This is a genomic window from Lentilactobacillus sunkii DSM 19904 (assembly GCF_001435575.1).
Taxonomy (GTDB): Bacteria; Bacillota; Bacilli; order Lactobacillales; family Lactobacillaceae; genus Lentilactobacillus; species Lentilactobacillus sunkii.
This window is the reverse complement of sequence record NZ_AZEA01000037.1, coordinates 1-13,629: the sequence shown is the minus strand read 5'-3', so window position 1 is coordinate 13,629 and position 13,629 is coordinate 1. Positions and strand designations below refer to the sequence as shown.

Annotated in this window: 13 protein-coding genes and 1 pseudogene; 1 reads left to right on the top strand and 13 read right to left on the bottom strand. The window is 37.9% G+C overall.

Annotated features, from left to right (window positions below):
* A partial coding sequence (locus FD17_RS12315) for a hypothetical protein (RefSeq protein ID WP_235803225.1) occupies positions 1 to 1,328 on the top strand: 1,328 nt, incomplete at its 5' end.
* A gap of 46 nt (positions 1,329 to 1,374) precedes the next feature.
* On the opposite strand, the gene FD17_RS12310 is transcribed toward FD17_RS12315, so the two are convergent.
* The 13 genes and pseudogenes from FD17_RS12310 to araD form a co-directional block, all read right to left on the bottom strand.
* On the bottom strand, positions 1,375 to 1,794 hold the full coding sequence (locus FD17_RS12310) for a very short patch repair endonuclease (RefSeq protein ID WP_057826476.1): 420 nt from the start codon (positions 1,792 to 1,794) through the stop codon (positions 1,375 to 1,377).
* Between the two features lie 107 nt (positions 1,795 to 1,901).
* Positions 1,902 to 2,909, bottom strand: a complete 1,008-nt coding sequence (locus tag FD17_RS12305; protein WP_057826475.1) for a LacI family DNA-binding transcriptional regulator — start codon at positions 2,907 to 2,909, stop codon at positions 1,902 to 1,904.
* Between the two features lie 200 nt (positions 2,910 to 3,109).
* Positions 3,110 to 3,586, bottom strand: a complete 477-nt coding sequence (locus tag FD17_RS12300) for a NanQ anomerase/TabA/YiaL family protein (protein WP_057826474.1) — start codon at positions 3,584 to 3,586, stop codon at positions 3,110 to 3,112.
* A gap of 16 nt (positions 3,587 to 3,602) precedes the next feature.
* Entirely contained in the window at positions 3,603 to 4,883 is a 1,281-nt protein-coding gene (locus FD17_RS12295; protein ID WP_057826473.1) for an MFS transporter, read from the bottom strand.
* Between the two features lie 25 nt (positions 4,884 to 4,908).
* Positions 4,909 to 5,364 (bottom strand): NanQ anomerase/TabA/YiaL family protein, encoded by a 456-nt coding sequence (locus FD17_RS12290; protein WP_082617225.1) that lies wholly within the window; start codon positions 5,362 to 5,364, stop codon positions 4,909 to 4,911.
* Between the two features lie 353 nt (positions 5,365 to 5,717).
* A complete protein-coding gene (locus FD17_RS12285; RefSeq protein ID WP_057826472.1) occupies positions 5,718 to 6,482 on the bottom strand; it encodes a DeoR/GlpR family DNA-binding transcription regulator in 765 nt (254 codons plus the stop codon).
* A gap of 228 nt (positions 6,483 to 6,710) precedes the next feature.
* Positions 6,711 to 8,198 carry a PTS galactitol transporter subunit IIC gene (locus FD17_RS12280; protein ID WP_057826471.1) on the bottom strand — a complete coding sequence of 496 codons (1,488 nt, stop codon included), beginning with the start codon at positions 8,196 to 8,198 and terminating at the stop codon, positions 6,711 to 6,713.
* Positions 8,199 to 8,237: 39 nt separating this feature from the next.
* Positions 8,238 to 8,882 (bottom strand): HAD family hydrolase, encoded by a 645-nt coding sequence (locus FD17_RS12275; RefSeq protein WP_057826470.1) that lies wholly within the window; start codon positions 8,880 to 8,882, stop codon positions 8,238 to 8,240.
* A 117-nt stretch (positions 8,883 to 8,999) separates the two neighbouring features.
* Positions 9,000 to 9,635, bottom strand: coding sequence for a 3-keto-L-gulonate-6-phosphate decarboxylase UlaD (locus FD17_RS12270; RefSeq protein ID WP_057826469.1), 636 nt, complete (start codon positions 9,633 to 9,635; stop codon positions 9,000 to 9,002).
* Between the two features lie 41 nt (positions 9,636 to 9,676).
* On the bottom strand, positions 9,677 to 10,750 hold the full coding sequence (gene ulaG / locus FD17_RS12265; RefSeq protein WP_057826468.1) for an L-ascorbate 6-phosphate lactonase: 1,074 nt from the start codon (positions 10,748 to 10,750) through the stop codon (positions 9,677 to 9,679).
* An 87-nt stretch (positions 10,751 to 10,837) separates the two neighbouring features.
* The gene (locus FD17_RS12260; protein ID WP_057826467.1) at positions 10,838 to 12,391 is read right to left on the bottom strand and encodes an FGGY-family carbohydrate kinase; all 1,554 of its coding nucleotides are present in this window, start codon (positions 12,389 to 12,391) and stop codon (positions 10,838 to 10,840) included.
* A 372-nt stretch (positions 12,392 to 12,763) separates the two neighbouring features.
* On the bottom strand, positions 12,764 to 13,408 hold the full coding sequence (locus FD17_RS12255) for an HAD family hydrolase (protein WP_057826466.1): 645 nt from the start codon (positions 13,406 to 13,408) through the stop codon (positions 12,764 to 12,766).
* Positions 13,409 to 13,508: 100 nt separating this feature from the next.
* Positions 13,509 to 13,629 (bottom strand): annotated as a pseudogene (gene araD / locus FD17_RS13220) (L-ribulose-5-phosphate 4-epimerase); the annotation flags it as partial.

Sequence of the window (13,629 nt, the reverse complement as noted above, 5' to 3'; positions counted from 1 at the left end):
TTATCGGCGGGACTTATGTCCCGGCCCCATTATATACAAATGGGGTGTTTCAAATGAGTATATGGGAAAGATACTCAAGCGAGCAAAGAAAAAAATATGTGGATTTTGTGCGTATGTATGGCTCACTTTCGGCTATGTTCAACCAGAAGGCAAGCGAAACGGGAGCACCATATCTGGATTCGAAATTTCAAGAAACAATCTATGCACGCAGCTTTAATTCTGAAAATGTTGATATCGGAAACACACCTCATGATATTCTTTCGGTGGTTGATGAAGATCGAATTGGAATTGGAATTAAAACCTGGTTAAATAGTAATCCATCATTCCAAAAAGTTATGCAATTAAAAAGGTACCGGAATGAATTAGATCCGTATATCCAAAATCAAAAAGCCGACGACCTAACAAATAAATTGTCAGAGATTAAAAACGATCGATTAATCACTGATTATGGAAGATTAGGATTAAGTGATGATCAAAACATATATCATTATGTAACTCGTGACGAAGGACAAATGGAAATTCAAGAAACTGCCTATCCATTGATCGATATGAATAAAGTTCATCCAGTGAAAATGACAAACACTTCATTAACTTTTACTGATGGCATCAAAGATTACAAATATACATTTGGCGACAGCCAGATATGGATGAGATTCGGAGAAAATGATGATTCCACACTTCTTGAAAAAATTCCGGTTGAGATTATGGAGGACCCCTTTGAATTTTTAAGAAATGCCTTTGCTAGTACTGAATTCAAACACACAAGCAGAGAACCAACACGAGATGACATTTTTTTACCCTTGTATTCATACCAACGTCAAGATGTAATGCAAGCAAGCGGTATAAATGCCTCCTTTGGAAAACCAAAAAATAAAAATTCTGATACTCCCCGACCCGAAGCCGAAGTTTATATTCCAATTCCATCCGTATTTAAGGAAAAATATCCTTATTGGTTTAACGACAATGTTGACATAACCAACTACAAAGCATTCAAGCAGAATACCGGTCAAAGTTCAATAAGTCTCAAACTTCACCTTCCAGATGGAAAAATTTATGATGCATTAGTTGGTCAGGAAGGATTTAAAGCACTTGAAACTGCACCTCAGTCCGCACTTGGGAAGTGGCTGCTTTATGATGTCTTAAAATTAAAGCCAAGACAACATGTAACGATGGATATCCTTGAACAAAAAGGATTTGACAGTGTCAGATTGTGGCACAAAGATCCAAATAATAAGACTGATGTCTGGATTGATTTTGCTCCACTCGGTTCCTTCGAAAGCTTTATAAAGAAAGATCCGATCGATCTCTCTCAAATTGATGATGAATAGTAATATGGCCCAATCATAGGATTTTCCCTAAGATTGAGCCATTTGTTTAATCATCTCTCATATTGAATAAAATTAGTTCCACACAGTAATCAGTATTTTTCAAAACCTCTTTTGACCAAAACCGAAGAACTGTCCAGCCTTCATTTTGGAGCTTTTCGGTAACGAGTTTATCTCTCGCCATATTTTTTTCGATCTTAGGTATCCAATATTCTCGGTGAGTATGAATATGATTTTTATTAACCTTCCAATTGTACCCATGCCAAAATTCGCCATCAATAAAAATGGCAATCTTGTGGCTTGTAATCGCAATATCTGGCTTTCCTGGAAGACGCTTATAATTCTTTCTGTACCTAACGCCTTTTTGCCAGAGTGCCTTTCTTAACACAACTTCCGGTTTAGTGTTTTTTGAGTGAATATGCGACATATTCCTTGAACGCTGTGCTTTTGTAATAATGTGATTAGACATTTGCCTCACCCACCATTAATATAACACACGATTCAAATGGAATATTGAATGATTCTTTTGATTATTTTTTAATAATCAAGATTAAATGACAGTCAAAAAAGCGCCGATCAATAAGATCCGCGCTTCTTAATCATAGTAGGAACCTCAATCAACTGAGGCACAAAATGCTTAGTCTTCTCATCCTGTAGCTTATGAACCAAAGTATTAACGGCATTAACTCCCAAATTAAATGAATCCTGATGAATACAGCTGATACCAGGTTGAATGATCTCCATCCAATCCAAATCCTCATATGAGCCAATTCCAACGTCGTCAGGGTAACGATAGCCAAGCTTCTGCATCGCCTTTAGGAGATGCAGGAGAACCCGTCCATTCATGGTAAAGAATCCAACTTTGCCATTTCGCTTTTTATTCATGATTTGCTTGATTTGACTGACAAAGTATTCGTTATCACCGACATCATCAACCAAAATAAGATGGCTGTCATCTGTAATCCCTGTCGCAGATTTAAATCCTCGATAACGTTCCATTCGCGTACTTACATTTTGAAGTGGCCAACTGATGAAATATAGATCTTCATCAGCATAGCCGCTTTTTTTCATGTCTCCGATAAATTGACTAACAGCGTTAAAGTTGTCGGTAACGATTGAATCAATACGAACAGCAGCAGCCTGACGGTCAATCATAACAGTGGAATCATTATTCAGTGTCTTAAAAATTGCATTTTCTGCATCGACTGGATCAATGATCAGTCCTGATACTTCTTGGTGCTTCAGCTTATTAACATTGTCAATCTCAATTTGAGAGTCACTGCTGGCATTAGTAAACACAACCGTATATCCCAGCTTCCCACATGCATCATAGATTCCCGAAAGGACAGTCGATGTGAATGGATTAGTAATATCGGCGACCGATACGCCAATTGTTTTGTTATTATTGGTGGCTAATCCTCTGGCAACACTACTCGGTACATAGTTTGTCTCTCGAATCATGTCAGATAATCTTTTTCGTGTTTTCTCCGACATTCTTGAATAATTACCGTTTAAGTAATTTGAGACCGTAGCCGTGGAGACGTCCGCCAACCGCGCAATATCTTTAATTGTGAGCTTTTCCACAACTTTTCCTCCAACATTTCATTCTCTTTTATTCGTGATAAAAACTACTTCAATGATTATAAAACAATTCCGTATAAAAAGCACAGAGCTTTCCAACATCACTCCAATATAAAACGGGCAACCATGTTTTGATCATCAGATCAATCAGATTGCCCGTCAATTGGATATTTGCTGTTTAAGAGTCAATTAGTGAAAGTGATCTAATTTACTTTTGTAGAAATTTTGACACAGAGCTTGCGGTTATGACTTACTTTACCATCAACTACTCCATGAGCAGCATGTAAGTCAGCCGGATAGAAGATTGCATAATGACGGTCAGTCAACAATGCTTTCCCATGCGGTGTCTTTGGGTGACCAAAGAATTGAATTTCTACCTCTGGATCATATTCGCTGACAGGATCGGCTGTACCGGCATCTGCCCAGCGTACCCATTCAGCACCCTTGATCATGTAATGAATATCAATGTGCTCACGATGAGTTTCATAATTCATAGTGGCATATTCACGGGTGTCATATGATTGGAATCGAAGTTCAACACCTTCAGCGATTTCTTTGTTGCCAATTGGTTCAGCTAAGAGCTCTTCGGTTGAACGAGCATCCAGCCAGTCAAGTGCAGTTTGAATCCGTTCCTGAATAACTGCGTTGTATTTATGATCTTTACTATTTCCAAATTCCATGATTAAGTCTCTCCCTTTATTTTTCTTCTGAATTAGTGACGGGTTCTACAACCTGATTTGCATCAGATTCACGTACGAACATCAATGCAACCACGGCAATCAGTGGGAATGCAGCGATGATCAGGTACGATGTAACATAACTGCTTGTAGCTGCCAGGATTTGTCCAAGAATAACCGGTGCAATGAAGGAGCCAACCTGGTTAAATGCATTGATGAATCCTGAAACGGTACCACGCTGGTCTGCTGGAGCAACTTCAACAGATAAGTTGTTGGTAATGGTACTAAACATGAAGGCACCTACACCCATGGCTCCGGTCCAGAAGTACAGCCAACCAAAGCTTCCATGCGGAATGAAGGCAAATCCAACAATCGTTGGTGTAAAGATGGCCATGAAGATTGCGGCCCATGCATGCCGTGACCATTTTGAATGATCAGAAATCCAACCAGCAACGATCATAGAAATAACAGATGTGACTCCAAAGAGAGACATTGCTTTACCAGCTGTGACTAAGTCAAAGTGGAGACTCTTAACAATGAACAAGTTAGCCCAGTTGGTAACGCCCCATTTTGCACCAGTTGCAAACAATCCGGTGATTGCTAACATCCAAACGCTTCGGTTGTTGATGGCTTTCTTCAAACGCATCATTGCAGTTTCAGTCTCAACTTTACCGTTCTTCTCACGGATAACAAACTGTTGTGGGAAAGGCGGCTTACCCTTTAGGGCAAAGTAGGAGAATATAAATGCAGCTAATGGGAAGAATGCAGTAACTCCTAAAGCGGCTCTCCAACCATAATGAACCAAAACAGTTGGTGCATAAAGGTTAATAACTGTCAGACCAAATGAAGTACAGGTATTGAAAATTCCAGTTGCGGTTGCCCGCTTCTTGACATCGAACCATTCAGTAATGATTCCCAAACATGCTGACAGATCAGGCCCACTTACAAGTCCCAATGCGAAACGAAGAATTAATCCGTCCCAGTATCCATGCATGAATACCATGGCAGTCATAACAATCAAGTTACCTAAAACCGCCGCCAACAGCATTTTCCGGTATCCGAACTTATCTGCCAACATACCACCAGGCAACACGGTAATCGCGTAACCAATGTAGAATGCAGTAACGTAAGTGTTACCTTGTTGAACCGTGAAGTGCAGTGAATCGATTGCTGATGGCATAATTGTCGACCAAGACAATCGAGTAATAAAACTAATTAAAAACGCTAGCCAGATTCCGGCTAAGATCATCATTTGTTTTCCAGTCCATTTGCTGGATATCGCTTTCATATGATCTTCCATGATTAAGCCTCCCTATATTTGCTTCCTATTCTTTCCCTAACTTCAGAACAATTTTTCTAACATCTGCTGACTTTCCATCAACCATTCCATTTGTCCGATGCGGTTCATGCATCCCGATCAGTACAAAATCTCCAGCATGCAAAATGACTTTATTATAATGGCTTGGTTCCTTAACATACTGAATATCACGATCCGGATTGTACTCAGTGACAGGGACAAATGCGGTATCAGGAGATACGTCAATCTGTTCTTCCCCACTAACGATGTAGTGTAAATCCAAGCGCTTTTCATGAATTTCAAACTGGAAGTTATTAATATCTTCCGTCTGATATTCCAAAGTTTGGCAATAAAATGATTCACCAGATTGATGACTTCGTCCTAACGGAGTTTTAGTTAGGTCAGTCGTGTTGAGGAAATTAACCGCCTCCAATATTCTCGAATAATCAGAAGCATCAAAGTCCTTGAGGTTTACAAATAACATTTTTCAAATCCTCCTAGAAACAAATCAGAGCTTCATCAGCTGCCGTAGTTTCCGTTAAACGGTTAACATTATAGCTAATGTTACTCAGTGAACAATGAGTGCAAAATGAGGTCGAACGCTTGATATATAGGCCTATATCAGCAAAAATGATTATTAGTTAATTTTATTTTTTCTTACTTAACCGCTTAACCATTTTCTACAATTATGATTGTATGCGTTTTCTTTCGTAACGTCAAGGCTTTGTTCAATAATTTTCAAAGATTATTTGCTCTGGCAAACAAAAAGACTCCTCAATCGTTGTCAATTCAACAATTGAAGAGTCTCAAGTTCAAACAAATTATCTTAGAAAAAAGTCATACTGGAACTTGAATTACTTCTACACCTTGATTTCTGATTCGCTTAATACAGTTATCATCCGCGTATATATCAGTTATTAAGACATCGATATCATCTAAGTCACCAATAGCAAAATTAGCTACCTTATTGATTTTTGTATAGTTGGCTAATACAACTAACTTTTGACAGTTTTTAATGATTAAACGATTAATTTGAGCTTCGTGAATATTCGTGGTTGTTAGCCCATGTTTCAAATCAAGACCGGCACAACCAATCATACTGATTGAAGCACGAATATTCCGAAAAGACTCAAGAGCAATATCACCAGTTAATATTCGTGAACCTGAACGCATTTCACCACCACTCAGAACCAGATTTGACTGGCTATTTATCGTTTTCCCAACTGCTAGTAAATTATTAGTTAAGATGTTAACCCGCTTATCTTCAATATGATCCAAAACTTTAATTGCCGTTCTACTTGAGTTGATAAAAATCATTTGATCGTCATCAACATAACTAACGGCTGCTTGAGATATCTTATCATTAATATGACTTATTTGAGGCATATCCGCTTGGTCATCGTTTTGGTCATGATAAGCAACATGTCCAAATGATACTTTAATCTTTCCCATCTTTTCTAATACTCTACAGTCCCGTCGAATGGACATCTCTGACACACCAACGTCAACCGCAAGTTGATGTACAGTTGCCGTTCCTTGATCTTTAATAATTTGTAGTAATTCCATTCGACGCTTTTCAATATTTTTTATCGAGTTTTTCATGGCAACCTGTACCTCTTTGCTAATTTCATAGTGTGCAACAACATATTTCTTCTTGTTCGTAGTTTAATGATATTATATCATCTCGCATCAATATCATTTACCACAGATACAAGAACAATTGTAAAGCCTCAATCTCAGTCGCGACAACGAAATAGATGCAAGCAGTAGTAAATCAGTCCTAACGCTTGCATCTATTTATAAGAGCTGTCTTAATTAAATTGCACTCCTCTATTGATTGTCCGTTACAGCTCCTTTGGAAACCGTATCTTTTGAAGACTTGCCATCATCATAATCAACCTTATTTTTATCTGACATCTTTTTAAGGTATGCCCAAATTTGAGGACGTTTAGTTCTCAATAGAATCTGGAAGAAAGCATAGACAACAATTGTCAAACCAATCCACAAAGGATTCTCTGAAATCCAAGCAGCAAATATTAATGCGTTTAAAGGACGACCCATCACGTTGAAACTAACAATCAAAGCTGCCCCAGTCGCTGCTACGACCCCAAAATGCGCTACAGAAGCAGTGTACATCGGTGCCATATATGAACAAGCATAAAGCCCAGCACCTAACCAAATTGTTGCAGTGCAAAGAACCTTTAAGATATTCCCACGATATACTGCAACCATCGATTCAACCATAAATGGAATTGATACCAAATCAACAACAGGTATTGTCTTGTTCCCAGGAAGGATGAAAGCTAAAACCACAACGATAGGAATAAGAATTACGCCGGAAATAATTGTAGCAGATTCTCCATAACCGACACCATCATCAACCGCAAGGAACCAACGCTTTTTGCTCTTGATAGCATCACTCTCTGTAGCTTTACCAGCATTTTTCTTAATGTAACGCTCAGTAATTTCATCTGTTAGTGGTTTGAAAGCACTACCAAACAAATGTGCAACTAGTGGGAAAATAGTCATAACACCAGCTAACTGAATACCAAACGTCAATATCTGTCCCCAAGCAGAAAGACTGCCTAGATTTGAAATATTACCAAGTAATCCAATTATAATTCCTAAAACTGCACCAATAAAGGTTGGCTCACCGAATACTCCGAGACGCTTTTTTAAGGCCTCTGGAGTTAGATGTACCTTATTAAGTCCGAATAAATTCCATAATGGATCAAGAATAATAGCAGGAACTGCGTTCTCCATATTATGCAAAGCAGCTGTGGTGCCGTTACTGATCTTGTAGTAATCAGACCAACGATCAGATTGAATCTCGGCAACCATCAAAATGTATAGCATTAAGAAGATACTGAGTCCTAATGACAACCAGAAATTATGAGTTACCGCATATGCAACAGTTCCCCAAATCATGAACCCCCAGTTTTGCCAGAGATTTGTTGGGAAGAACACTTTTGTGTAACCAATTAAGAACAAGACAATTTCAAGAATCAATCCAACAATGAAAAATGAAATTCCAACTGTAGAATGGAATGATGCTAAGGCACTAGTTTGCCACCCAGTATCAACCACTGGCAGATTAATACCAGTGGTTTTGATCATTTGATTAATGATCTTTGTAACGACTGGTGTAAATGAACTAATGATCCATCCAAATCCTGTCAAACCAACACCGACAAGAAGTGAACTCATCATCGCTGTCCTGGCTTTAACCCTCAAGCAGAGAGCAACGATAAAAATAATTATTGGTACAACAACCGTATCCCCTAAAGAAGTAAATATATTCATAAACGACTGCAGCATATCCTTAACCTCCCATATATTTCATTAAAAATTCAGTCCTTATTCAAGCTTTAAAAGTTGTTTCGGCTGATCGATCAAATATGTTGGATGAGCCTTAGTTAAACCTTGAACATCAAACGCATCCCACAATGCACCACAAGTTTTCACACCTGCGGCATGACCCATTTGAATGTCATATTTTGCGTCACCCACCATAATAGATTCAACTTTATTCAAATGATATATATCGATTAGTAATAAAATTCCATCCGGTGCGGGCTTATAATTCTTGACCATGTCAAACCCAACAACAGCATTGAAGAAACCAATGATCTTGAGATTTTTTAAATTGCGTTTAACAGCATCAGTTTTTTTGCTTGAAACTATAAAAAGATTCTTTTTCTCGTGTGACAGCTGTTGAAGCATTTCTAAGATCCCTGGGTATAGCTTTGTGGATTGAAGTTCCACATCTTGATAAATAGATCTAAATTTATCCGTTAATTGCAATATTTGTTTAGAATCCAATTTTTCAACAGCCATTTTTTTAAAGGAAATTTCGGCTGGAATTCCCATATAACTAAGAATGGAATTAGTGTTGGGAACCGTCAAACCCATTGACTTGTATGCTTCCTTTGTTGCAGAAACAGACGCATTGCCACTACTTGCCAAAGTCTTATCAAAATCAAAAAAGTAATTGTTGATCATTAACTGTCACCTCAAATGGTATAGCCGGTCAATAAGCTCTTTTCCTAAAAATGGAGGACTGCTTTTAACAGCCCTCCATTCATTGTCAACTGTTGGATGACTAAATCTCTTATTCAACTATCCCCAGATTCGGTCAATTTCGTTCTTAAATTCAACAGCAGCAGCGTGAGGATCAGCTGCACCATGAATGGCTCTTCCAGCAATAAATGTATAAACATCCACACCTTCAAACAACTTCAGAACTTCAGGCTTCACCCCACCAGTAACGGATACTTTAAATCCCATACTGATTAATTTTTTAACCTCATCGAGATCTTTTTGACCCCATGTCTGTCCGGCAAGTTTGGCATCTCGACTTTGGTGATAAACTACCTGGTCGATGCCTGCGTCAAGCCATTCTTGAGCAAGTTCTTCTGTCCAATTCTTATAGAGTTCTACTTGAACCTCAATCTTGCTTTGAGCAGACTTCATTGTCGGGACGGTTGCTGCATTGATACAGGTCATCCAATCTGCACCAGCTTCTTTGCATTCTGCTCCAACATCGGCGCCAGCATCTGCTGTTTTTGTATCAGCCAAAATGATCTTATCGGGTGCTAAAGCACGTAAGTTTCTTACAGCACTTAATCCCTCTTCGTAAATCAATAAAGTTCCTGCTTCAACAACATCAACAACATCAACAACTTGGCGTGCGACTCCAATGGCTGTTGGTAAATCTTTTGTGTCTAGAGCAACCTGTAACATAGGCTTTGCCATAGTTTTTTCCTCCTTGTACGCAAGCTAATCTGTTAAACCAATTAAAGTAATTCAGGGAATGGCAGATCAGGTTTATGAGTAAATGCATCATGGAATCCACGATCATACATATACTCGAATTTGTCTTTATCTTCAGGGAAGTTAAAGTGCCCGCCAACTTGCAAAACGTACGGTTTGAACTTATATTGAAGCCGATTCTTTTTTAGATCCCAGAGCCGAATAATATCTTTTGGATCAGCATAGAAGTTATCCCAAATATCCCAGTGCATTGGAATGACAACTTTTGTCTTTAAATCTTCAGCCATTCTAAGAACTTGCGAATCATCAAGCTTGTCAGTGATACCACGTGGATTGTCGCCATATGCACATAATGCAACGTCAACTTTATGTTCATTACCGTGCTTAGTGAATGTATTTGACATGTGGGAATCACCAGCGTCGTACAAATTACCACCTGATGTTTCAATTAAGTAATTGACAGCAATTTTGGACATATCTTGTGGCATGGTTCCTTCAAGCTTAACGTTAGGGTCATCTTCTGTAACTAATTCTGTTCGATCAAATGACTCAAGAGCAGTAATCTTGGTAGATCCAACAGTAACCGTATCATTAGGCTTTACGACGATTGTCTTTTCCTTAGGAATACCCCAATCGATCCATTCATCGACAACACCTTGTGGGCCAATAAATTTTGCTTTCGGGCAATTTTCATTAACCGCTGCAGCGGTGTAAATATCCAAGTGATCGTGATGCGTATGTGTAACAAGTAATGCATCAACATCCTTAACAGCAAATGGATCAATAACGTAAGGCTTGTTACGGAGATTTGGTTGTTGTTGACGCACACCGGCCATACGCATCATTTGATGACCCATACGCATCTTCCCATCGCCGTGAGTATGCTTACCGGTACCATTCCACATATCAACGACTAAATTCGTGCCTTCATGGGTTTTGAGCCAAAATCCCATGCATCCTAACCACCACAGTGAAAAACTACCCTCTTTAACTTTCATATCTGCGATTTCTTCATTTAAATACGTTCCCCACTCAGGGAAAACATTCTTTGCCCAAACTTCTGGTGTAACTTCTTTAATATTCTTTGGTGATGACATTGTGAAATACCTCCTTTAATTTTTAATACAACTCCATTATGGAATCTTTACGTTAGTTTTCAATGACTTTATACGGTAATTTTATGATTATATGGTAATTTTATGATGGCTTTGTTTTTCTACCTTATCATCTTCCTTAAACTGATTCTTATCAACTTTGTAATATCCAGCTTTGGTCCCTTTTAATGCTGAATAAAGTTCTTGCTTCCGTTCATTAAGTTCCATAAACAGTTCAACATTGTCTTTATTTGGAGAATAGCTTTCAGACTCTCCATGCACAACATTTCGATAAGCATCTTCAAATGTTGGATAAACCCCTTGGTTTACCAGTACTGAAATTAGCGCTCCGATCGCAGTGGATTCAGTTACAGGAGATTTATGAATTCTTAAGTTGTAAGCATCAGCTTGCATTTGATTCATAATCTTACTATTTGTTAACCCACCTCCAATGATTACAGACGATATTGGACCATACGATCTTAAAATATCAATACCATCATTAATTTCAACGAACAAACTTGTCATCAATCCATACAGCATATCTGGCTTAGTTGTTGAAAGACCAATATTAGTAAATGCCGCCCTAATACGAGTGTCGTTTGTGTTCACAGACTTTCCTTTAGGATATGGAAGAGCAGTAACATTAATATTTTGATCATAGCAACTCTTTAGATCTTCATTCACTTGGTCGTAATTACCCTTGAGATCTCCATAAAAGTTTTTGATAAACCAATTTAGAATTGAAGAACATGCAAGTAAATCGATTTCTAAAATATACTTGTTAGGAACTGATGAACAGTTATAAATTAAATGATCGGTTAACACTTCTGGAAGTTCATCGATATTTTTAATAATGTAACCACCAGTTCCAGTATTGATTGATACTGCATCGTTGTTCAACAAACCTTCACCCATTGCTGCGCATTGCTGATCCCCACCAGCAGAAACTAATGGAGTCCCTTCTGGAAGCCCTGTAAGCTTGGCGTAATCTTTAGTAATCTTTCCACAGACCTCGCCAGGCTTGACAATCTTAGGTAGCTTATCACGGTTAATATCTAAAATTTTCAACAATTCCGTATCCCAATCCAAAGTTTTAATATTCATTAGATTGGTTCGACTTCCATATGTTGTATCGGTTGAAGCCTCTCCGGTCATGTGATAAATCAAATAGGAAGGAATGTTGAACATTTTATCAGATTGATCATATACATCTGGTTTATTATGTTTCAGCCAACTAATTTTTGCCCCAAGATATACCGCATTTAATCGACTGCCGGATCTCTTAACAAAGAATTCGTTATAAGCTGAATAAACCTTAACAAGTTTATTTACTCGTGTATCCTGCCACATAATCGCCTTATCAGTCGGTTGCCCATTTTTTGCAGGAATAAGCGAAGATCGTTGTGATGTCATTGAAATTGCAACAATCTTGTACCCATTGCTTTTAGCATATTCGGCACACTTTTTGTTTATATTCAAACAATGATCATAAAATACTTGCGCGTCTTGTAAAACACCACCATCTTTAAAATATTCAGGTTGATACGTTAATTGATCCTTAAACAGTCGTTTCCCCCTTATATCAAAAAGAATTCCTCGCATGCTTGAAGTACCAATATCAATAACCAAAAAAGTATTCATAACACAATCCCTCTCTTTAACTTGTTTTATCAAATAACTGATAATTAATTGTTACTTAGACGTTGTAATTGTCATATTGCATATCTGAGTATCAACTAATTTAAATTCATATACAGAATATATCTTATGTAAACGCTTTTATAGAGTGTTATATGATAATTATGTCCGTTTTATGTTAATCTGATCCGGTATGAATCAATTTAATGAACATTTAGCTTGTTATCCGTATCACAATTGAGTCTAAAAAAATCCGAATTTGCTAATTCAAGCAGATTCGGACCAAACATTTCTTGTCAAAATATTCTTATCAAGAATTAACGTCACAAATACAACAGTACATATTAAATCGGATTTGTGAGTTAATAATTCCATTCATGCTAATGACACAATACGTACGGGTTGATCAACTAAATAAGTAGGTACCTGATTCGTTAAGCTATCCACATCAAATGCTCCCCAGAGAGCTCCACAAGTCCTTACACCCGCAGATTTACCCATTTGAATATCGTACTTAGCATCCCCAATCATCATGCTCTCATCTTTCTTTAGATCATACTTTTTGAGAAGCAATATAATGCCATCAGGAGCAGGCTTATAGTTGGTTACCAAATCATAGCCGACAATGTCATCGAAATATGATCGAATATTCAAATGCCTTAAGTTCCTGTCTAACTCATCGGTTTTCTTGCTCGATACCACATATAACTTTTTGTCAGTGGCTTTTAGTTGTGACAGCATATCTAATATTCCGGGGAATAGTTTTGTATTTGCATCCTCTACCTCGGCGTAGATTGATAAGAACTTATTAGTTAACTTTACGATTTGATCGTCAGTTAATGGCTCTTTAGCCATCTTTTTAAAGGATATTTTGGCTGGGATACCAATATACCCTGAAATTGTATCAGAGTCCGGAACGGTCAAATTCATGGATTTAAACGCCTCTTTAGTAGCAATCACTGAAGACTCGCCACTGTCGGCTAACGTCTTATCAAAGTCAAAAAAGTAATTGTTAATCATGTTATTCACCCCTATCTATCTCTACTTCATCTATATCTTTTAGTTTATTCTAAAAAAGAGAACCTGCCAAGGCAGATCCTCTTCGATATTTGGTAACTAATTATTCGTGTTCCGCGTGTGACTTTGACTTGACATTGTTTTGACCATAGTAAGCGTTCTTACCATGCTTACGGTAGTAATGCTTGTCAAGCAGATATTGTGGGACATGGGTTTCATCACGG